Source organism: Nonomuraea sp. NPDC047529 (assembly GCF_040642995.1).
GTDB lineage: Bacteria > Actinomycetota > Actinomycetes > Streptosporangiales > Streptosporangiaceae > Nonomuraea.
In genome coordinates this window covers 243,462-263,255 of record NZ_JBEYTJ010000005.1, presented here as the reverse complement: position 1 = coordinate 263,255, position 19,794 = coordinate 243,462, and the positions used below count along the sequence as shown (strand labels likewise).

Here is a 19,794-nt window from a genome sequence, read left to right as displayed (position 1 = left end):
ATTCCCATACGCCCACGCTAACCCCAAGATCGCCGATCTTCCCCGTCCGGAAGGCGGCAGAGCGCCGCCCCGGCCTTCCACAGGGTCGCGACGGCCCTGGAGCGGCCCTTCGGGGGCGGTCAGTCGGAGGTGAGGGAGGCGGCGACCGTGCGCAGGGCGGAGAGCAGGGGGAGGAGCAGGGGGTGTGCGTCTGAGCCCCGGCGGATCGCGGCGAAGACCCGGCGGTCGGGCCCCGGCGTGTGGCGCACCACGACCCCCGTCAGCGCCATGTCCCGGAGCGCGAGCCGCGGTACGAGCGCCACCCCCGCCCCCGCCCCCACCAGCGCCACCACGGCCCGGAAGTCGTCGGAGCAGTGGACGACGTTGGGCGTGAAGCCCACCTGCTGGCAGGCGAAGGTGATGACGTCGTGCACGGGATTGCCCGGGTAGGGGCCGATCCAGGTGTCGGCGGCGAGCGACACCAGCGTGGCCGACCCCGCTTCCGGATGCCCCTCGGGCAGGACCAGGTCGAACGGCTCGGCGTACAGGGGGATGCGCGACAGCCGGCGGTCGGCGGCGTCGGGCCCGCCCCGGTACTCGACCGTCACCGCCAGGTCGGCCCCGCCGTCGAGCAGCATGGCCAGGCTGTGGTCGCCCTCGGCGTCGAGCACCCGGACCTTGAGGGCGGGCGCGGTGGCGCGCAGGGCGGCGATGGCGGGGGAGAGCACGGCGCTGATCGCGGTGGCGAAGCAGGCAACGGTCACCTCGCCGGCCTCGCCCGTGGTGTACGCGGCCACCTCGGCCTCGGCGCGTTCGAGCTGGGCCAGCACCTCGTTGGCGTGCCCCACCATGATCTTGCCCACGGCGGTGAGGTGCACGCCCCGGCCGTCACGCGTGAACAGCCGGTGGCCCACCTCGTGCTCCAGAGCCACGAGCTGCTGGGAGACCGCCGAAGGGGTCAGGTGGAGCGCCGCCGCGGCGGCGGTGACCGTGCCGTGGTCGGCCACCGCCCGCAGTGTGCGAAGCCGCCGCGTGTCAATCACGCAGCGAGAATACTCAACCCTGGCGAGCTTGGACGAACGCCGCCACGGCCCGGTCGACGTCCTCGGCCGAGTGGGCGGCCGAGAGCTGCACCCTGATCCTGGCCTGGCCGTGCGGGACGACCGGGTAGGAGAAGCCGATCACGTAGACACCCAGGTCGAGGAGGCGTTCGGCCATGGCTCCCGCCTCGCCGGCGTCGCCGATCATCACGGGCACGATCGGGTGATCGCCCGGCAGGATGTCGAACCCGGCCTTGGTCATCTCGCCGCGGAAGCGCGCGGTGTTCGAGCGCAGCCGCTCGCGCGCCTCGCCGGACGTCTCCAGCAGGTCGAGGATGCGCAGCGAGGCCGCCGCGATGACGGGGGCCAGGGAGTTGGAGAACAGGTACGGCCGCGACCGCTGGCGCAGCAGCTCGCAGACCTCCTTGCGGGCCGAGACGTAGCCGCCGCTGGCCCCGCCGAGCGCCTTGCCCAGGGTGCCGGTGATGATGTCGACGCGGTCGGTCACGCCGTGCAGCTCGGGCGTGCCGCGGCCGGTGGGGCCGACGAAGCCGACGGCGTGGGAGTCGTCCACCATGACCATGGCGTCGTACCGGTCGGCCAGGTCGCAGATCTCGCGCAGGGGGGCGAGGTAGCCGTCCATGGAGAAGACGCCGTCGGTGACGATCAGCCGCCGCCGGGCGTCGGACGCCTCCTTGAGCCTGGCCTCCAGCTCGGCCATGTCACGGTTGGCGTAGCGGAAGCGCTGGGCCTTGGACAGCCGGATGCCGTCGATGATGCTCGCGTGGTTGAGCGCGTCGGAGATCACCGCGTCCTGGGCGTCGAGCAGGGTCTCGAAGACGCCGCCGTTGGCGTCGAAACACGAGCTGTAGAGGACGGTGTCCTCCATGCCCAGGAAGTCCGACAGGCGCGATTCGAGCTCCTTGTGCACCTCCTGGGTGCCGCAGATGAACCGCACGGACGCCATGCCGAAGCCCCAGCGGTCGAGCGCCTGCTTGGCCGCCTCGACCACCTCGGGGTTGTCGGCCAGGCCCAGGTAGTTGTTGGCGCAGAAGTTCAGCACCTCGCGCCCGGCCACGCCGACCTGGGAGCTCTGCGGGGTGGTGATCACCCGCTCGGGCTTGAGCAGCCCGGCCTCGGTGATCTCGTCGAGCGTCGTACGCAGCTGCTCGCGCACGTTCGTGAACATCAAGCGCTCCAATCGAGGATGACCTTGCCCGTACGGCCGCTCGCGGCCGTGTCGAAGGCGGCGTCGAAGTCGTGGTACGAAAACCGATCAGTGATCACGGGGGAGAGGTCGAGCCCCTTTTCCAGCAGGACTGACATGTTGTACCAGGTCTCGTACATCTCCCGGCCGTAAACGCCCTTGATCGTGAGCATCGAGGTCACCACGGTCGCCCAGTCGACGGCGAACTCCTCGGCGGGAAGACCGAGCATCGCGATCTTCCCTCCGTGCGTCATGTTCGCGATCATGTCTCGCATGGCCCCTGGGTTACCGGACATCTCCAGCCCGACGTCGAAGCCCTCCCGCATGTGGAGCTGGCGCACGCCCTCGCCGATCGACGCCCTGGAGACGTTGAGCGCGAGCGAGACGCCGAGCTTGCCGGCCAGGTCGAGGCGCTCGTCGCTGACGTCGGTGATCACCACGTTGCGCGCGCCGACGTGCGTGGCCACGGCCGCGGCCATGAGGCCGATCGGGCCGGCGCCGGTGATCAGCACGTCCTCGCCGACCAGGGGGAAGGACAGTGCGGTGTGCACGGCGTTGCCGAACGGGTCGAAGATGGCCGCCACGTCGGGATGAACGGGCACCCGGTGCACCCACACGTTCGAGGCGGGCAGGGTGACGAACTCGGCGAACGCGCCGTCCCGGTTCACGCCGAGGCCGACCGTGTTGCGGCACAGGTGGCGGCGTCCGGCCATGCAGTTGCGGCACTTGCCGCAGACGATGTGGCCCTCGCCGCTCACCAGGTCGCCGACGGCGATGTCCTCCACACCGGGCGCGACCTCGACCACGTGGCCGCTGAACTCGTGTCCGACGACGAGCGGGAGCTTCAGCGTGTGCCGCGCCCAGTCGTCATATTTGCGGATGTGCAGGTCGGTGCCACAGATGCCGGTACGCAGCACCCGGATCTTCACCTCGCCCGGCCGAACCTCGGGCTCCGGCACGTCCACCAGCCAAAGGCCGGGCTCGGCCTTCTGCTTGACCAGCGCTTTCATCGATTCACTTCCCCCTGTTCCGAACCTAACGCACTGTGCCCGCTCCCCTCGGAACCTGTCCATCGAGGGATTCTTAAGTGCCCCCACAGCTCAGCTTCACGCGGCAGCGGGACCAGGCACAATTACGAAATAAGCTTGTAGATGACCTGCCCGTCGACTCGGAGGTATCGGTGCGACAGCAGAGCGGCGACGCCTCGCTCCTGCGCAAGCTCAACTCGGCGGCCATCCTGCGCGTGCTGCGCGAGGCCGACGTGGCCACGCTGTCGGAGCTGGCCAGGGCGGCCCGGGTGTCCAGGCCGACGGCCGAGGTCATCGTCGACGACCTGGTCACCGAGGGCTGGGCGGAGGAGTGCGAGGAGGAGGCCGGCGACCGCCAGCGAGGGCGACCGGCCAAGCGGTTCAGGTTCCGCGCCTCGGCGGGGCACGTGCTGGGCGTCGGCATCGGCGGTTCCAGCCTGCGCGCCATGCTGGCCGACCTGAACGGCACGATCACGGTCACCCGCCGCGCGCCCAACCACCGGGACATGCCCGCCGCCGAGCGGCTGGACGAGATCGTCGAGCTCGCCTCGGCGACCGCCGCCCAGGCAGGGCTGGCGCTCGCGGACGTCACCGTCGTCGGCGTGGGCACCACCGGCACGGTCGACGGCTCCGGGCGCGTCGTGAAGAGTGTCGCCCTGTCCGACTGGACCGGCATCGACCTCCAGGGCGAGCTGTCGGCCCGCATCCCCGCGCCGGTGCTCGTCGAGAACGACATGCGCCTGGCCGTCCTCGCCGAGCACTGGCGGGGCGCCGCCCAGGGCCGCGACGACGTCGTCTACCTGTTCACCGGCGACCGCATCGGCATGGGCCTGCTCATCGGCGGCCGGCCGTACCGGGGGGCGCACGCGGCCGGCGGCGAGATCGGCGCCCAGCCGCACAACAACTGGACGGCCTTCCGGCACGTCCTGGAGTACGCGATGGCCGTCGAGCCGGGCGAGCTGCGCTCCAGCAGGCAGAGCGCCGAGTTCGCGATCGCCAGGGCCCGCGCCGGCGACGAGCGGGCGGGCCGGGCGGTCAGGGAGTTGGCGCGCGGCCTGGCCGCCGGGCTCATCACGGTGGTCAATCCGCTCGACCCGGACATGGTGGTCATCGGCGGCAGCCTGTCCTCGGCCGGAGACCTGCTGGTCGAGCCGGTGCGCGAGGTGTTCGAGGAGTACTGCCTCTATCCGCCGGAGGTGGTCGCGTCAGGGCTGGGCAGCGAGTGCATCACGCTGGGTGCTGTCCGTTTTGCCCTCGACCAGGCGAATCGGCTGCTCTTTACGTAGCTTTCTTGGTTAATTAGGTCACCGTTCTGTCACGGCCATGTCGCTGGGTGACATCGATCCAGCGGTCATGCGTAGATCTGCTCGATTTAAGCTAGTTATTTGCATAAATCGGTACTAGCCTCCAGCCAATCCCGACCCGACTGGAGGTGAGCGTGTGGCCGCTGTCACCCTGCTTGAGCGGCTGAAGCGCGACTGGACGCTGCTGGCCCTGTGCCTGCCCGGCGTCCTGTACTTCGTGGCCTTCTTCTACGTGCCGCTGCTGGGCAACGTCATCGCCTTCAAGGACTACGCGCCGTTCCTCGGCATCGCGGGCAGCCCCTGGGTGGGCCTGGACAACTTCGTGATGCTGCTGGAGGAGCCCGAGTTCTGGAGCGCGGTCGGCAACACCCTGCAGATCACGGCGCTGCAGCTCGTCCTCTACTTCCCGGCCCCGATCGCGCTCGCGCTCCTGCTGAACTCCCTGATCGGCCACCGCGTCAAGCGGTTCATCCAGACCGTCGTCTACCTGCCGCACTTCCTGTCGTGGGTGGTCGTGGTGGCGATGTTCCAGCAGGTCATCGGCGGGGCCGGCACGGTGAGCTCGTTCCTGAACTCGCACGGCGTCACCATCGGCAACCTGATGTCGAACGCCGACACCTTCAAGCTCCTCGTGACCGCCCAGGTGATCTGGAAGGACTGCGGCTGGGGCACGATCATCTTCCTGGCCGCGATCACCGCGATCGACATGAGCCAGTACGAGGCCGCCGCGATCGACGGCGCCGACTGGAAACGCCGCCTGTGGCACGTCACGCTGCCCGGCATCCGCTCGGTCATCCTCATGATGCTCATCCTGCGCCTGGGCGACATCCTGTCCGTCGGCTTCGAGCAGATGGTCCTGCAACGGGAGGCCGTGGGCGCCGGAGCGGCCGAGGTCATCGACACCTACGTCTACTACCACGGCATCCGGGACGGCGACTGGGGCATGAGCACCGCGGCCGGCCTCATGAAGGGGCTCATCGGCGCGGCGCTCATCTACGCGGCGAACAAGCTCGCGCACCGCTTCGGAGAGCAAGGGATCTATCGATGAGGCCGCCGTGGATGGAGCGCCCGACCGTCGCCGGGCGCACGCTCAAGTTCGTCGTGCTGACCGCGATCACCGTGGTCGTGCTGTACCCGTTCGGGCTGGCCGTCGGCACGAGCCTGATGGGACGCGCCGAGAGCATCGCCAACGGCGGCAGCTACGTGCTCTGGCCCTCGCACCCCACGTTCGAGGCGTACTCGCTGATCCTGTCCGGCGGCGCGGTCACCCGGTCGGTGCTGATCAGCATCGGCATCACGCTCACCGGCACCGCGCTCAGCCTGATCTGCACGGTCTTCCTCGGCTACGCGCTGTCGCGGCGCGGCATGCTCGGCGGCAAGCCGATCCTGCTCATGGTGCTGGCCACGTTCCTGTTCACGCCCGGCATGATCCCGAGCTACCTGATGGTCAAGGAACTCGGGATGATCGACACCTACCAGTCGCTCATCGTGCCGGTGCTGGTCAACGCGTTCAACGTGGTCGTGGTCAGGTCGTTCTTCCAGAACCTGCCCGAGGAGCTGTTCGAGGCCGCCCGCATGGACGGGTGCGGCGAGTTCCGCATGATGTGGCGGATCGCGCTCCCGCTGTCCAAGGCGGTGATCGCCGTCGTCGGCCTGTTCTACGCGGTCTCGTACTGGAACACGTTCTTCAACGCCATCCTCTACATCAACGACCAGACCAAGCACCCCATCCAGGTCGTGCTGCGGCAGTTCATCTTCCGCGGCACCGCGGCCACGGGCTCGGACGTCGCGATCGTGCGCGACCTGCCCGCCTCATCGGTGCAGATGGCGGTGCTCATCATCGCGCTCGTGCCGATCCTGCTCGCCTACCCCTTCCTCCAGAAGTACTTCACCAAGGGCGTCCTCACCGGCGCCATCAAGGGCTGAGAACCCGGGAGCAACCATGTCATCCATCATGTCCCGTCGTGGATTCCTCGGACTCGCGCTCGCCGGCGCCACGGTAGCCGGGCTCGCGGCCTGCGGAGGCGAGGGCGGCCCCGCGGGTGTGAAGCAGGGCGGCGCCGATCTGTCCAAGAAGCTGACGCTGCCGACGTACACCGCCGCCAAGATCCCCACGCCCGACCTGCCGATCGACGCGGGCCAGGACCCGGCGTACCTGAAGTACCCGAGCGAGCTGGTCAAGTCCGTCGCCACCGCGCCCGGCGACGGCCAGAAGATCACCTCGCTCACCCAGACGTGGGACGTCGCGCCGCCCGCGCCCGGCCAGAACACCTACCTCCAGGAGCTGGGCAAGGCCCTGGGCTCCGAGTGGAGCATGAACATCGTGGTGGGCGACGGCTACCCCGACAAGTTCAACGCCATCATCGCCAGCGACGACCTGCCCGACCTGGTCTGGTTCCCGCCGAACCAGGGTCTGCAGCGGGTGCCCGAGCTGCTGGCGGCCAAGTTCCACGACCTGACGTCGTACCTGAGCGGCGACGCGATCAAGAAGTATCCGAACCTGGCCAACCTGGGCGACGTGACCTGGAAGTCCGCGGTCACCGACGGGAAGCTGTACGGCGTGGCGGTGGCCTACAGCCGGTTCGGGCAGGTGTTCCTGGTCAACACCGACTACTGGGAGCCGGTCGGCGGCACGGCCTTCACCGGCGCCGACGACTTCCTGGCCAAGGCCAAGCAGCTGCTGGACGTGAAGAAGAACAAGTACCCGCTCGAACCGAGCTACTACAACCACGTGCACATGTTCAGCCACTGGTACGGCGCCCCCAACACCTGGAAGCTGGCCGGGGGCAAGCTGACCCACCAGTTCGAGACGCCCGAGTACCAGGCGGCCCTGGAGCTCGCGGTCAAGTGCTTCAAGGCCAACCTGTTCTGGCCCGACCCCGCCCTGGCCACCATCAAGGACAAGGTCGCCAACGGCCAGATCGGCGCGTACGTCGAGTCGTTCCCCGGCTTCCTCAACGACGCCAAGACCCAGAAGTACAATCTGGGCGCGATCGTGCCCTTCGCGGCCACGCCGTCGTCCAAGCCGGTCTACAACGCCGGCCTCGGCTCGGTGGGCTTCACCTCGATCAGCAAGAAGGTGGACCCCAAGCGCATCGAGACCATGCTCGGCGTGCTCAACTACCTGGCCGCCCCGTTCGGCACGGAGGAGTACGAGCGCGTCAACTTCGGCGTCGAGGGCACCCACTTCACCAAGAAGGACGGCGACCTCGCCTTCACCGACAAGGGCGCGGCCGAGGTGCCCACCACGCAGCAGCCGCTCTCGTTCGTGATCGGCTCACCGTCCGCGCTGTTCCTGCCCGGCCAGCCCGAGCGCACCAAGCTCATCCACGACTTCGAGACCAAGGTCGCCCCTATGCTTCAGGAGCGCGTCACCACCGGCCACTTCTCCGACACCTACACGCAGAAGAACGGTGAGCTGAGCACCATGGGCAAGGACATGGTCGACGACATCGTGACCGGCCGTAAGTCGATGTCGGACTGGCCGGCCTTCGTCAAGAAGTGGCTGGGCAGGGGCGGCGAGGCGATGCGGGCCGAGTACGAGGCCTCCATCGCCAAGGGCTGACCGTTCTATCGTTTGAAAGGACACTTGTGGAAGACCTGCGCATCGGAGTCATCGGGCTCGGGCTGCGGACGAGCCTCGCTCTGGCCGCGCACCGGCCCGGCGAGGGCTCGGTCGTGGCGGCGCTGTGCGACTCCGACCCGGCAGTGCTCAAGACGAAGTCGGAGCGGTTCGAGGCGGAGTTCCTGACCGGGGAGTACCGCGAGCTGCTCGACCGGCCGGACCTCGACGCGATCATCGTCAACACCCCCGACGACACGCACGAGCGCATCGCGATCGACGCCCTCCAGGCAGGCAAGGCCGTCTACCTGGAGAAGCCGATGGCGATCACCGTCGAGGGCTGCGACAACATCCTGAGGGTCGCCCGCGAGACCGGCACCCGCCTGTACGTGGGGCACAACATGCGCCACATGGGCGTGGTGCGGCTGATGCGCGACATCATCGGCAAGGGTGTGATCGGCGAGCCCAAGACCGTGTGGGTACGCCACTTCGTGTCCTACGGCGGCGACTACTACTTCAAGGACTGGCACGCCGACCGCACCCGTACCACGGGCCTGCTGCTGCAGAAGGCGGCGCACGACCTCGACGTGATCCACTGGCTGGCCGGCGGCTACACCACCCGCGTGAACGCCCTGGGCGACCTGATGGTCTACGGCGACCTGCCGCGCCGCGAGCCCGGGACGCCCCGGCCGGAGGGCTGGCTGCGGGACTTCGACTGGCCGCCCACCGAGCGGCGGGACCTGCACCACGTGGTGGACGTCGAGGACGTGTCGGTGATGAACATGCGCCTGGACAACGGCGTCATCGCCGCCTACCAGCAGTGCCACTTCAGCCCCGACTACGTGCGCAACTACACCGTCATCGGCACCGAGGGCCGCCTGGAGAACTTCGGCGACGGCCCGGGGGACACGGTCAAGGTGTGGAACACCGGCCCCACCTCCTACCGGGACGACTGCGACATCGCCTACCAGGTGCCGGCCGCGAAGGGCACACACGGCGGGGCCGACCCGCAGATCCTGGCCGAGTTCTGCAGGTTCGTCAGGGAAGGCGGAGCGACCGACACCTCACCCGTGGCGGCCAGGATGAGCGTGGCGGCCGGATACATGGCCACGATGTCGCTGCGCGACGGCGGCATGCCGTACGACGTGCCGCCGCTGGACCCGGAGCTGGCCGCCTACTTCGACAACGGCCAGCGCTGAGCGACGCCGGGGCCGCGCGGGCCCCGGCGGACGTCAGCGGTCGCTCTCCTTGGGGGCGCTCTCGCGCTCGCGGTCCAGGTCGGCGAACGGGGACGGCTCGTTCACGGCCTGGGCGATCTGGCGCGGCCCCTTGGGGCTCTCGGCCTGCTGCGCGTCGGCGACCGCCTCGGCCGCCGCCTCCGCGGCCGCCGCGATCTCCTTGTCCAGCTCTTCCGACGGCCGGGGCTGATCCTCGCGGGTGGCGGCCGACTTCGGCAGCGCCTCGGTGAACGCCTTCGAGACGCCCTGCAACGCCGAGGTGACCTCGCTCGGGATGACCCAGAACGTGTTGCCGTTGCCCTGGGCGAGCTGCGGCAGCACCTGAAGGTACTGGTAGGCCAGCAGCTTGGGGTCGGGGTCGTTGCGGTGGACGGCCTGGAAGACCTGGTCGATGGCGCGCGACTGGCCCTCGGCCTCCAGGATGGCGGCCGAACGCTGGCCCTCGGCCCGCAGGATGCGGCTCTGCTTGTCACCCTCGGCCGTGAGGATCTGCGACTGTCGCGCGCCCTCGGCGTTGAGGATCGCGGCCCGCTTGTCGCGCTCGGCCCGCATCTGCTTCTCCATCGCGTCCTTGATGGTCTTGGGCGGGTCGATGGCCTTGACCTCGACGCGGTTGACGCGGATGCCCCACTTGCCGGTGGCCTCGTCGAGCACGCCGCGCAGCTGGCTGTTGATGGTGTCGCGCGAGGTGAGCGTCTTCTCCAGGTCCATCGAGCCGATCACGTTCCGCATGGTCGTGACGGTGAGCTGCTCTATGGCCGTGATGTAGTTGGCGATCTCGTACGCCGCCGCCCGGGGGTCGGTGACCTGGAAGTACAGGACGTTGTCGATCTCGACGACCAGGTTGTCCTCGGTGATGACCGGCTGGGGACGGAACGTCACCACCTGCTCGCGCAGGTCGATCATCGGATAGACGCGGTCGACGTACGGGATGACGAAGTTGAGGCCCGGCTTGAGCGTGCGGTGGTAGCGGCCGAGCCGCTCCACGTTGCGCGCCCGCGCCTGGGGCACGATCCGCACGGCTTTGAGCACGGTGAACGCGGCGAAAAGGATGATCAGCAGTCCGGCTATCAGCAACGGGTCCATGTGCTCACTCCCGTGGATACACGAGGGCTGTGGCGCCCTCGATCTCGATGATGTCGACGGTGGCCCCGGTGGGGATCACCAGGGTCTCGTCATATGCGCGCGCGGACCACTCCTCACCCCCGATGCGGACCCGCCCGTCGCGGCCGGTGACCTCGGCGACCACGTACGCGGGCTTGCCGACGAGGGCCTCCACACCGAACCGCTGCAACGGCGGCTGCTGGAGGTGGCGGAGGGCGAGCGGCCGGATGACCACCATCCCGGCCGCCGACGACAGGGCGAACACGAGGATCTGCAGCGGGACGGGCAGCCCGACGGCGGCGGTCAGGGCGGTCAGGAGAGCGGCCACGCCCAGGAGACCCAGCGCCGCCGTGAGAGTGAACAGTTCGGCCACACCGAGGACGACTGCGAGGATTATCCAGATGACCCATTCATCCATGCTCCGGCCCTCCTGAACCTATAACGGGCCTGTGTGTGTGACTGGTTCCCCCTTACCACCGTAATCCCCCATTCGTCCGCAGGCACCCGTCACCTGCTGGACGGCGGCGCGGGCAACGCGCTTCCCTGGAGCCATTTGTCCCACGGGAGTTGCCAGAAACCCCACCCGTTGTCCCATTCCAGCTCGCGTGCCGTGCCGGTGATCAGGACGGGGTCGCCGCGCAGCGAACCGGCGTAGAACCAGGACGCCTGGTCGGGGCGCGCGTTGATGCAGCCGTGGCTGACGTTTTCCTTTCCCTGGGCCCAGACATTGTCCTTCGCGTGCACGTACTCGCCGCTGTTGGAGATGCGCACGGCGTGCTCGATCAGCAGGTCGTAGTAGCCGGGGTCGCCCTTGGAGCGGCCGGGGGAGATCATGCGGACCGGGTTTCCCTTGTCCATGGTCAGGTGCATGCCGCTGGTCGTGGTGTATTCGCGGGTGGTGGCCATGCCGGCGCTGATGGCCATCTGCTGCACCACCTTGCCGTCGCGGCGCACGACCATCTGGTGGGTGCGGGTGTCGACCGTGCTGGTCTGCCTGCGGCCCACGGTGAAGGCGAAGGTGGAGTCGAGGGTGCCGTAGACGCCCGGCGCGGGGTGCACGCCGGCCAGGTGGGCGCTGACCATCACCTGCTGCCCGGAGGCCCAGAACCGGCGGGTGCGGTAGACCACCTGGGTGTCGCTGGTCCATCGCCAGGCGCCCTCGGCCGGGGTCTTCGTCGTGACCTCAAGGGAGCGCTCGACGGCCGCCTTGTCCTGGATCGGGGTGTCGAAGTCGATGACGACCGGCATGCCGACGCCGACGGTCTCGCCCGGCAGCGGCGCGGTGGCGGCCACCCCGAACGTCTGCTCGGCGGCGCGGGTGCGGAAGCGGCCCATGGAGACGGTGGACGGGCCGTTCTCGCCCGCGGCCGTGGCGGTCACCGTGTACTCGGTCGCGGGCTTGAGCGTCCAGTCGGAGCGCCACGTGGTGTGCGAGGCGTCGAACCGGCCCGGGACGTGCTCGCCTCCCTCGTAGACCAGGACCTGGGACAGCCGGCCGCCCCGGGCCGTGATGACCAGGCCCTTGTCGGGACGGGCCCGCTTGGAGTCGAGGGCGGGGAAGACGTGCACGACCGCGGGCGCGGCCGCGGACTCCGAGACGGGACCGCAGCCGCAGCAGGCCAGGAGGAAGCCGACACACAGGATCGCGGCACGCCGCACGTCACTCTCCGAGGGCTTTCCGAGGGAAGGGGAGTTCCCAGGTTAGCGGTGAGCGACGGCCGAAGCACCCTGAGTTACTTATCCGATGGTTCCGGACACCTCGCCCAATGTCAGGTCGCCGGCGGTGGCCCGGATCGTCACCGTGTCGCCGTCCTGGAGGAAGGTGCGGGTGTCGCCGCCGGACAGCTTGATCGGGTCGGCGCCGTTCCAGGTCAGCTCGATGAGCGAGCCGCGCTGGTCTCGTTCGGGGCCGGAGATCGTGCCGCTGGCGAACAGGTCACCGGTGCGCAGGGAGGCGCCGTTCACGGTCATGTGGGCGAGCATCTGGTCGGGCGTCCAGTACATGCTCGGGTACGGCGGCCGCGAGATCACGTCGCCGTTGAGCAGGACCTCGACGGCGATGTCCAGCCCCCAGTCGCCCTGCCTGCGCAGGTAGTCGAGCGGCTCCGGGTCCTGGGCGCGGCCGGGGATCCTGGGCAGCGCCTCCAGCGGCGTGACCCACGGCGAGACCGAGGTCGCGAACGACTTGCCCAGGAACGGGCCGAGCGGCACGTACTCCCACGCCTGGATGTCGCGCGCGCTCCAGTCGTTGACCAGCGTCACCCCGAACACGTGGTCCTCGAACGCCCCCGCCGGGGAGCCCAGCTCGGACGGCACGCCGACCACGAACCCCAGCTCGGCCTCGATGTCAAGCTTGGCGCACGGCCCGTAGACCCCGGCCCTGAGCTGGCCCCGCGGCCGCCGGACCGGCGTGCCCGACACGACGACCGTGCCCGCCCTGCCGTGGTAGCCGACGGGCAGGTGCCGCCAGTTGGGCAGCAACGGCTCGGCGTCGGGACGGAAGATGCGGCCGATGTTGCTCGCGTGGTCGAGCGAGCAGTAGAAGTCGACGTAGTCGGCCACCTCGAACGGCAGATGCATCCGCACCTGGTCGAGCGGGATCAGGTGGCCTTCGGTGACCGAGGAGTCGCCGGTCAGCTTGTTCTGGATGAGGGCCCTGGTGTCGTGCCAGGCCGAGCGGCCCCGGGCCATGAACGGGTTGAGCGAGGGGGCGGCGAACACCTCGTCGTGCAGCGCCGCGGCCAGGTCGAGCACCTTGTCGCCGTACCTGACGCCCACTCTCGGCGGTTCGCCCCGGCGGGAGAACACGCCGTAGGGCAGGTTGTCCACTCCCCAGCTCACTGGATCACTCCTAGCGTCCGCAGGTCCTCGATGGGCGTGCCGGTGCTGCAGGAGCCGTAGCTGACCAGCAGCCGCCGCGCCCGCTTGGCGGTCTCCTCCGTCACGGCTCCGGCCAGCCGGACGAGGTGGCCGACGTCGGTGGTGCGCAGCACGGGTGCGGGATCGCGCCCTTCCACAGCCTCGCAGACGGCCAGCAGCAGGTTGAGGAAGCCGTGCCGGTCGACGCCGAGCGCCGGGTCGAAGTGCCGCACCGCGTGGTGCAGCCCGGCCGTGGCCTTGAATGGGACGTCGGCGTCCACGCAGGACCGGATGAACGCCGCGAGGTGCTCGACCGGCGGGAACGCCTCGGCCTTCAGCCCGCCGCAGCGCACCTTCAGGCCCACCCCGTCGGGCACGCCGGTGACCTTCTTGTCCGGCGGGACCTCGACGAACAGCCGTACGTGCGCGGGGAGGCCGAGCCGCCGGGCCAGGCCGGCGACGGACTCGTCGGCCCCGAGCGGGATCTCCACGAAGTCCACCGGCAGGTCGCCGAACTCGGGGACCTCCGGCGTGTCCACGATCACCCCGATGCGCCGCGGCCGGTAGGCGTGCCCGCGCAGCCGGTCGAGCCGGCTGGCCGGGCAGAGGAAGCGGTGGGTGAGCACGTCGTCGCCGCGCTCCAGGTCGCGCTGGTTGCGGGTCAGCGCCTCGTCCATGTGCAGGGAGGTCGGCGGGAACAGGCCCGCGTCGTCGACCAGTTCGGTGTAGAGAGTCATCGTGCCCAGGTCCATGCGTAGCCGGGGTCCTCACAGGACAGTGCGCCCTGCCCGAGGTCGAGCGGCCGGAAGGTGTCGACCATCACGGCCATCTCGCTCGTCGTGGTGACGCCGCGGGCGACCGCGTCGATCACCGCCTCGACCGCGCCGGGCTGCGGGCCGTGCGTGAACCCGGCCGGGTGCAGCGAGACCGAGCCGACGTCGATGCCCGAGCCCTTGCGCGCGGTGTAGTCGCCGCCCACGTAGAACATGAACTCGTCGGAGTCCACGTTGTGGTGGTTGTACGGGATCGGGATGGCCTCGGGGTGGTAGTCGAGCGGCCGCGGGCAGAACGAGCAGACCACGAACCCGGGCCCCTCGAACGTCTGGTGCACCGGCGGCGGCGCGTGCGTCTTCTTCACGATCGGCTCGAAGTCGTCGATGTTGAAGGCGTACGGATAGAGGTAGCCGTCCCAGCCGACCACGTCGAAGGGGTGGTTGCGGTAGACGAGCCTGGTCAGGCCGCCCCGCGTGCGGACCAGGACGGGCACCTCCTCGCCCTCGACGAGCAGGGTCTGCGAAGGGGCGCGCAGGTCGCGCTCGCAGTACGGCGCGTGCTCCAGGAACTGCCCGTACTGGGACAGGTAGCGCTTGGGCGGCCTGATGTGCCCGGACGCCTCGATGGCCAGCACGTTGACCTGGCCGTCGGGGACCCAGCGGTGGATCGTGCCGGTCGGGATGATGACGTAGTCGCCCTCGCCGGCCTCGATGACACCGTACGTGGACTCGAAGCGGACCGAGCCGCGCTGCACGTAGACGCACTCGTCGCCCATGGAGTTGCGGTACAGCTCGCTCGGCTGGTCGCTGGTGGCGTACGACAACCGGACGTCGGCGTTGCCGGCGAGCAGGATGCGGCCGTCGACCAGGTCACCGGCGCCGGCCAGCTCCTGGGTGCGGAAATGGCGCGGGGAGAGCGGCAGGTTGGGCTCCAGCCGCGTCGCCGACGTGGGTGTGACCGCCTCGGCCTTGATGATCGCGGTGGGCAGGTAGCGGTGGTAGAGCAGCGAGGAGTCGGACGAGAAGCCCTCCTCGCCCATCAGCTCCTCGGCGTAGAGGCCGCCGTCCGGCCGCCTGAACTGCGTGTGCCGCTTACGTGGCACTTCCCCAACGACGCGGTAGTACGGCATCCGCCCTCCATGTTGTCCGATTACCGGACGCATGTGTCCTCTATGTGTGACTACCGTCCGCCATCGGTGTGGAGATGTCAACCCAGCGCGGCGGCCAGCTCGGCGGCCGCCGCCACCACGCGCGGCCCCGTCCCCTCCTCCAGCGGGCCGAACGTCACCACCCCCACCGAGGCCTCCAGCCACGGCAGTCCGGTCACGGGGGCGGCGATGCCCCGCGCCCCCTCCTGCAACTGCCCCTCCGTCACGAGGTATTCGTCCCGGCCCTCGCGCAGGGCCAGGATCGCCCGGCCCGCCGCGCCTTTCGCCAGCGGATGACGCGACCCCTCCCGGTAGGCCACGTGCATGTCGGTCCAGGACGGCTCCACCACCGCCACCGCCAGCCCGTCGTCGCCCTCGGCCACGGTCAGGTGGGCGGTCGCCCCCACCTCCTCGGCCAGCCGGCGCAGCGTCGGCACCGCCGCCGCCCGCAGCAACGGCTGCACGGCCTGGGCCAGCACCAGCACCCCGAACCCGAGGTGCACCCGCCCCTCGGCGTCGCGGCGGACGAACCCCTCGTTCAGCAACGTCGTCAGCAGCCGGTAGACCACCGGCCGGCTCAGCGACAGCTCGGTGCTCAGCTCCGTGGGGGTGCGCCCGCCCTTCCCGTCGGCGAGAAGTCGCAGCAGGCGCAGCCCGCGTTCGAGCGTCTGGGCGGATTCGGCGGCCATGACTTCGATTATGGAGTGGCGGGCGACGGTGGAAGAGCAGTGAAAGAGCGCGGCGAGGGGGTACGTAGGACAAGAAGCGTCGGGGGGGAAGATGCGGCAGAGGTGGCTGTTCCTGGTTGCCGGGCTGGCTCTCTGCGCCCTGCCGCCCCCCGTCCCGTCGCTCACGACGCCGATCGCGCACATGGCGAGGGAGACCCTGATCGACCCGCCCGACCGGGCGAGCGAGCGGCTGGTGGAGGACACCTTCTACCTCACCCAGGGCATCACGGTGAGCCAGTGGCTGCTGCCGGTCGCCAAGGGGGTGGCCTTCCGCCCCGGCTACGTCGCCGTGGGAGTCAGGGTCGACGCGAGCGGGCGGCTGTACGGCACGCCCTCACGCGTGGGCACGTTCATCGCCCCGGTCGGGCTCTGCACAGGGCAGTCGTGCGAGGAGCAGCTCATCACCCTCGTCGTGCTCGGGAACGTTCCATGGGAGCCGCGCGAGCTGACCTTCCCCGGCCGGACAGGCATCGCGCTCGGCGGCGAGATCGGCATCAACGGCGGCCCCCAGGGCGTGATCCCGACCTTCAGCGTGACCGACCACGCCAAGCTGCCCGCCGGCGTGACGATCGGCCCCGACGGGCACGTGGGCGGCGTGCCCCAGGCGGCCGGCATCTCCGAGGTCCCGGTGCGCGTCTGCGTGGCGGGCAACTGCGCGGGCGTCGTGGTCCGGTTGATCATCGTCTGAGCTCTTGCGCGGGCGCGGTCCTGAGGTCACGGTGGTTCCATGAAATCGGTCATTGTGGTCGGAGCCGGTATATGGGGGTCGTCGCTGGCGTTGCGGCTGGCCGAAACCGGCTGGCAGGTGACTCTGGTCGAACAGTACAAGCCCGGACACGTCCGGCAGGCCAGCGCGGGTGAGACGCGGCTTCTGCGCTGCGCCCACGGCACGGACGACTGGTACGCGCGGCTGGCCTGGGAGGCGCGGGAGGGCTGGCGGCGGCTGGGCGAGCGGGCCGGCGAGGAACTGTTCCTGGAGTCGGGCATGGTGTGGTTCGCGGCCCGGCCGGACGGGTGGGAGCACGCCAGCGCCCAAGTGCTGAAAAATCTGGATATACCTGCTGAGGTGCTCGATCCGGCCGACGGACGGCGGTTCTTCTCCGACTACCGCGGCGACGACCTGAGCTTCCTGCTGTGGGAGCCGCACGCGGGCGTGCTCAGGGCGCGGCGGGCCACCCAGGTGACCGCCCGGCTGGCCGTGGCGGCCGGGGTACGGCTGGTCAGGGCCAAGGCGGCGCCCGTGCCGGGGCTGAGCGCGGTCGAGGTGGACGGCGAGATCCGGCGGGCCGACCGGGTCGTCTGGGCGTGCGGGGCCTGGCTGCCGGGCCTGTTCGCCGTCCCGGTCACGGTGACCAGGCAGGACACGGTGCACTTCGCCGCGCCCGCCGCCTGGTCGACCCCCGAGACGCCCGCCTGGGTGGACTACGGCTCCTCGGCCTACGGGCACGGCGACGTGGACGGGGTCGGCGTGAAGGCCACCTCCGACGCCGAGGGGGAGCCGTACGAGCCGGAGGAGGGCGACCGGGTGGTGGACCCGTCCGCGGTCGAGCAGGCCCGCGGCTACCTGCGGCGCAGGTTCCCGTCGCTGGCGGACGCGCCGGTGCTGTTCAGCCAGGTCTGCCAGTACGCGCTCACCCCCGACGCCGAATGGATCATCGCCGAGGACTCGCCCGGCGTGTGGCTGCTCGGCGGCGACTCCGGGCACGGGTTCAAGCACGCCCCGGCCCTGGCCGCGTACGTGGCCGCGATCCTGGACGGCGAACGCGTCCCCGAACCGCGTTTCGGGCTCGGGCACGAGCGCGCGGCGGCCCGTGGCCTGCGGACGAGCGGTGACCTCGGGGTAGGGCCCGCCTCACCGGGATTCGGGGGACGACGGGCGTGATCCGCGCGGGCGCAGGGCGCAGACTTCCCCTGTAACCGACGAATACAGGGAGCCCGCCATGACCACCGCCCTCGCCTCGCATGCCGCCCAGCCCGGTACCCCCCAGCCGCCGCCCGTCGTGCACGCCGCCACGCTGCTGTGGCTGTCGGCCGTGGCGGCGGGGGCGTTCGAGACCGTGCTCGCCGTCGGCAGGGAGTTGTACGAGGGCACGTCCGGCGTCGTGGACCTGCTGCCCGGCGCCGGGCTCCGGGTAGTCGTCTTCGTCGCCGCGGTCGTCCTGGCGCTGCGGATGCGCCGGGGTCAGAACTGGGCCAGGCTCACCTTGGCCGTCGGGCTCGGTGTGTTCGGCACGTTGTCGCTGGTCGTGGGGCCCGTCCAGTGGCTGTTGCACGGCGGCTCGATCGCCGAGGCCGCCGCGGGGGCCGACACGGTCGTCTGGCTCTTCACGATCAGCCGCGTGCTGCACCTGACGGCCGTGCTCGGGGCCGTCACGCTGATGTTCCAGCCGAGGGCCAACGCCTGGTTCCGCTCACGGTGAGACCGGCTCCGGCTCGGGGGCGCGCAGGTTGCGCACCCCCGGCGCGGCCAGCGCGGCGAGCGTGGACAGCACGACGAGGGCGGCGCAGCCGAGCAGCGCCCCTTCGGTGCCGAAGGCCACCGCCGCCGGCGCGGCCAGCATCAGCCCGATCGGCCCGAACATCAGTGACCCGAGCGCGTCGTACGAGCTGACCCGCGACAACGACTCGGCCGGGATCTCACGCTGCATCGTCGTCTGCCACAGCACGCCGAAGACGTCGAAGCACACACCCAGCACGAACGCCCCCGCCACGATCGCCCACAGCGGCGCGTCGAGCCCGAGCAGCACGTACGGCAGCGCGGTCGGCAGGCACAACAGCGTGCCGAGCAGGATCGGCCGGCGCGGGCGCAGCCGCAACGACACCAGCACCCCGGCGATCGTCCCGACGGCCTCGCCCGCCAGGAACGCCGTCCAGGCCGCCGGCCCGCCCAGAGTCTCCTTGGCCAGCAGCGGCCCGAGCACGCCGTGCCCGGCCTGGATCGCCATCACCAGCACCGAGAACTGGGCGACCACCACCCAGATCCACTGCCGCGAGCTGAACTCCCGCCACCCGTGGCGCAGGTCGGCCAGCACCGAGTGCCGCTCCGCCGCCGCGCGCTCGGCGGGGGTCGGGCGCAGCAGCGCGATCAGCACGCCGGCCAGCGCGAACATCGCGCCACTGACCAGCAGGGCCCAGCCGCCGCCGAACAGCAGCACCGTGCCGCCGCTCAGCACCACCCCGGCCACGCGCGAGGCGTTCGCCCCGAGGCCGAGCAGCGCGTTGCCGGCCTGCAGCCGCTCGGCGGGCACGACCTCGGGGATGATGCCGGTCAGCGCCGGGAACATGATCGCCATGCCCACGCCGCAGGCGGCCGCCGCGACGCTCATCACGGGCAGCGGCGCCCAGCCGGTCAGCAGCATCGCCGCCAGCGCGAAATAGCCCAGCGCCATGAGCAGCTCGCCGGCCATCATCACCCGCTGCCGCGGCAGCCGGTCCGCGATCACCCCGCCGAGCAGCATGAACACGATCATGGGCAGTGACTCGGCGGTGAGCACCACCGACAACGTCGTGGCGTTCGCGCCGGGCAGTTCGAGGATGCCGAAGGCGAGCGCCACGGGCGCGAAGGCGCTGCCGAGCATGGAGATGGTCCGCGCGGACAACAACAGGGCGAACTTGCGGTCGCGGAGCAGCCCGAGGTCGCGGAGGTAGCTGTGCACTGGGCCGGTCCCCTCAAAAACGGTCAAAGCCGAACTATTCTGCCGTCCTTGCGCGGGTGCTGTCGTCCGAATATTCGGCGTGACGGTCGTGGGGAGTCGCCGGTGGCCGGCTCGACCGAGGGGCTTGCTGGCTGTGGGGAATCGGGGTGGATCTCATTGAACGTTGTT

Annotated in this window: 19 protein-coding genes; 8 read left to right on the top strand and 11 right to left on the bottom strand. The window is 70.3% G+C overall.

Translation table 11 applies throughout. The annotated features are described in order from the left end of the window. Window positions 1-119: 119 nt before the first annotated feature. Genes ABZ815_RS11420 through tdh form a run of 3 tightly spaced genes read right to left on the bottom strand, consistent with a single transcriptional unit; the run spans window position 120 to window position 3,236 of the window. The gene (locus tag ABZ815_RS11420; protein WP_357696553.1) at window positions 120-1,022 is read right to left on the bottom strand and encodes a LysR family transcriptional regulator; all 903 of its coding nucleotides are present in this window, start codon (window positions 1,020-1,022) and stop codon (window positions 120-122) included. A gap of 13 nt (window positions 1,023-1,035) precedes the next feature. Further along, window positions 1,036-2,208, bottom strand: a complete 1,173-nt coding sequence (locus tag ABZ815_RS11415) for a glycine C-acetyltransferase (RefSeq protein WP_357696551.1) — start codon at window positions 2,206-2,208, stop codon at window positions 1,036-1,038. Next, a complete protein-coding gene (gene tdh / locus ABZ815_RS11410; protein ID WP_357696549.1) occupies window positions 2,208-3,236 on the bottom strand; it encodes an L-threonine 3-dehydrogenase in 1,029 nt (342 codons plus the stop codon). The genes ABZ815_RS11415 and tdh overlap by 1 nt, the downstream gene beginning before the upstream one ends. 170 nt (window positions 3,237-3,406) lie before the next feature. On the opposite strand from tdh, the gene ABZ815_RS11405 reads away from it, so the two are divergent. The 5 genes from ABZ815_RS11405 to ABZ815_RS11385 all read left to right on the top strand — a co-directional run bounded on the left by ABZ815_RS11405 (window position 3,407) and on the right by ABZ815_RS11385 (window position 9,319). Continuing rightward, entirely contained in the window at window positions 3,407-4,540 is a 1,134-nt protein-coding gene (locus ABZ815_RS11405; protein ID WP_357696547.1) for an ROK family protein, read from the top strand. Between the two features lie 154 nt (window positions 4,541-4,694). Continuing rightward, entirely contained in the window at window positions 4,695-5,606 is a 912-nt protein-coding gene (locus ABZ815_RS11400; RefSeq protein ID WP_352325034.1) for an ABC transporter permease subunit, read from the top strand. After that, the gene (locus ABZ815_RS11395) at window positions 5,603-6,484 is read left to right on the top strand and encodes a carbohydrate ABC transporter permease (RefSeq protein ID WP_357696545.1); all 882 of its coding nucleotides are present in this window, start codon (window positions 5,603-5,605) and stop codon (window positions 6,482-6,484) included. Before ABZ815_RS11400 ends, ABZ815_RS11395 begins: the two co-directional genes overlap by 4 nt. Window positions 6,485-6,500: 16 nt before the next feature. Next, window positions 6,501-8,123 carry a hypothetical protein gene (locus ABZ815_RS11390; RefSeq protein ID WP_357696543.1) on the top strand — a complete coding sequence of 541 codons (1,623 nt, stop codon included), beginning with the start codon at window positions 6,501-6,503 and terminating at the stop codon, window positions 8,121-8,123. 26 nt (window positions 8,124-8,149) lie between these two features. Further along, a complete protein-coding gene (locus ABZ815_RS11385) occupies window positions 8,150-9,319 on the top strand; it encodes a Gfo/Idh/MocA family oxidoreductase (protein WP_357696541.1) in 1,170 nt (389 codons plus the stop codon). Window positions 9,320-9,352: 33 nt separating this feature from the next. Here ABZ815_RS11385 and ABZ815_RS11380 read toward each other — a convergent pair whose 3' ends face one another. The 7 genes from ABZ815_RS11380 to ABZ815_RS11350 all read right to left on the bottom strand — a co-directional run bounded on the left by ABZ815_RS11380 (window position 9,353) and on the right by ABZ815_RS11350 (window position 15,931). Beyond that, on the bottom strand, window positions 9,353-10,444 hold the full coding sequence (locus tag ABZ815_RS11380) for an SPFH domain-containing protein (RefSeq protein WP_357696539.1): 1,092 nt from the start codon (window positions 10,442-10,444) through the stop codon (window positions 9,353-9,355). Between the two features lie 4 nt (window positions 10,445-10,448). Then, window positions 10,449-10,880, bottom strand: a complete 432-nt coding sequence (locus tag ABZ815_RS11375) for an NfeD family protein (RefSeq protein ID WP_357696537.1) — start codon at window positions 10,878-10,880, stop codon at window positions 10,449-10,451. A gap of 89 nt (window positions 10,881-10,969) precedes the next feature. Next, window positions 10,970-12,121, bottom strand: coding sequence for an Ig-like domain-containing protein (locus ABZ815_RS11370; protein WP_357696535.1), 1,152 nt, complete (start codon window positions 12,119-12,121; stop codon window positions 10,970-10,972). A 78-nt stretch (window positions 12,122-12,199) separates the two neighbouring features. Beyond that, a complete protein-coding gene (gene fahA, locus ABZ815_RS11365) occupies window positions 12,200-13,303 on the bottom strand; it encodes a fumarylacetoacetase (RefSeq protein WP_357696533.1) in 1,104 nt (367 codons plus the stop codon). Then, window positions 13,300-14,073 (bottom strand): hypothetical protein, encoded by a 774-nt coding sequence (locus tag ABZ815_RS11360; protein WP_357696531.1) that lies wholly within the window; start codon window positions 14,071-14,073, stop codon window positions 13,300-13,302. Before ABZ815_RS11360 ends, fahA begins: the two co-directional genes overlap by 4 nt. After that, complete coding sequence (locus ABZ815_RS11355; protein WP_357696529.1) at window positions 14,055-15,224, bottom strand: homogentisate 1,2-dioxygenase domain-containing protein; 1,170 nt, start codon at window positions 15,222-15,224, stop codon at window positions 14,055-14,057. Before ABZ815_RS11355 ends, ABZ815_RS11360 begins: the two co-directional genes overlap by 19 nt. 77 nt (window positions 15,225-15,301) lie before the next feature. After that, complete coding sequence (locus tag ABZ815_RS11350) at window positions 15,302-15,931, bottom strand: helix-turn-helix domain-containing protein (protein ID WP_357696527.1); 630 nt, start codon at window positions 15,929-15,931, stop codon at window positions 15,302-15,304. A 91-nt stretch (window positions 15,932-16,022) separates the two neighbouring features. Between ABZ815_RS11350 and ABZ815_RS11345 the strand changes: the two genes are divergently transcribed. The 3 genes from ABZ815_RS11345 to ABZ815_RS11335 are packed head-to-tail and all read left to right on the top strand — an operon-like array spanning window position 16,023 to window position 18,390. Next, a complete protein-coding gene (locus ABZ815_RS11345) occupies window positions 16,023-16,658 on the top strand; it encodes a hypothetical protein (protein ID WP_357696525.1) in 636 nt (211 codons plus the stop codon). Between the two features lie 39 nt (window positions 16,659-16,697). Next, a complete protein-coding gene (locus tag ABZ815_RS11340; RefSeq protein ID WP_357696523.1) occupies window positions 16,698-17,852 on the top strand; it encodes an FAD-dependent oxidoreductase in 1,155 nt (384 codons plus the stop codon). 58 nt (window positions 17,853-17,910) lie between these two features. Further along, on the top strand, window positions 17,911-18,390 hold the full coding sequence (locus tag ABZ815_RS11335) for a hypothetical protein (RefSeq protein ID WP_357696521.1): 480 nt from the start codon (window positions 17,911-17,913) through the stop codon (window positions 18,388-18,390). On the opposite strand, the gene ABZ815_RS11330 is transcribed toward ABZ815_RS11335, so the two are convergent. After that, on the bottom strand, window positions 18,382-19,626 hold the full coding sequence (locus tag ABZ815_RS11330; RefSeq protein ID WP_357696519.1) for an MFS transporter: 1,245 nt from the start codon (window positions 19,624-19,626) through the stop codon (window positions 18,382-18,384). The two genes, ABZ815_RS11335 and ABZ815_RS11330, sit on opposite strands and share 9 nt — an antisense overlap. Between the last annotated feature and the right edge of the window lie 168 nt (window positions 19,627-19,794).

Coding starts and splice junctions, on each gene's coding strand:
- ABZ815_RS11360 (WP_357696531.1), bottom strand. CDS start 14,073: ATGGACCTGGGCACGATGACTCTCTACACCGAACTGGTCGACGACGCG.
- ABZ815_RS11335 (WP_357696521.1), top strand. CDS start 17,911: ATGACCACCGCCCTCGCCTCGCATGCCGCCCAGCCCGGTACCCCCCAG.
- ABZ815_RS11340 (WP_357696523.1), top strand. CDS start 16,698: ATGAAATCGGTCATTGTGGTCGGAGCCGGTATATGGGGGTCGTCGCTG.
- ABZ815_RS11345 (WP_357696525.1), top strand. CDS start 16,023: ATGCGGCAGAGGTGGCTGTTCCTGGTTGCCGGGCTGGCTCTCTGCGCC.
- ABZ815_RS11380 (WP_357696539.1), bottom strand. CDS start 10,444: ATGGACCCGTTGCTGATAGCCGGACTGCTGATCATCCTTTTCGCCGCG.
- ABZ815_RS11350 (WP_357696527.1), bottom strand. CDS start 15,931: ATGGCCGCCGAATCCGCCCAGACGCTCGAACGCGGGCTGCGCCTGCTG.
- ABZ815_RS11390 (WP_357696543.1), top strand. CDS start 6,501: ATGTCATCCATCATGTCCCGTCGTGGATTCCTCGGACTCGCGCTCGCC.
- ABZ815_RS11415 (WP_357696551.1), bottom strand. CDS start 2,208: ATGTTCACGAACGTGCGCGAGCAGCTGCGTACGACGCTCGACGAGATC.
- tdh (WP_357696549.1), bottom strand. CDS start 3,236: ATGAAAGCGCTGGTCAAGCAGAAGGCCGAGCCCGGCCTTTGGCTGGTG.
- ABZ815_RS11395 (WP_357696545.1), top strand. CDS start 5,603: ATGAGGCCGCCGTGGATGGAGCGCCCGACCGTCGCCGGGCGCACGCTC.
- ABZ815_RS11355 (WP_357696529.1), bottom strand. CDS start 15,224: ATGCCGTACTACCGCGTCGTTGGGGAAGTGCCACGTAAGCGGCACACG.
- ABZ815_RS11375 (WP_357696537.1), bottom strand. CDS start 10,880: ATGGATGAATGGGTCATCTGGATAATCCTCGCAGTCGTCCTCGGTGTG.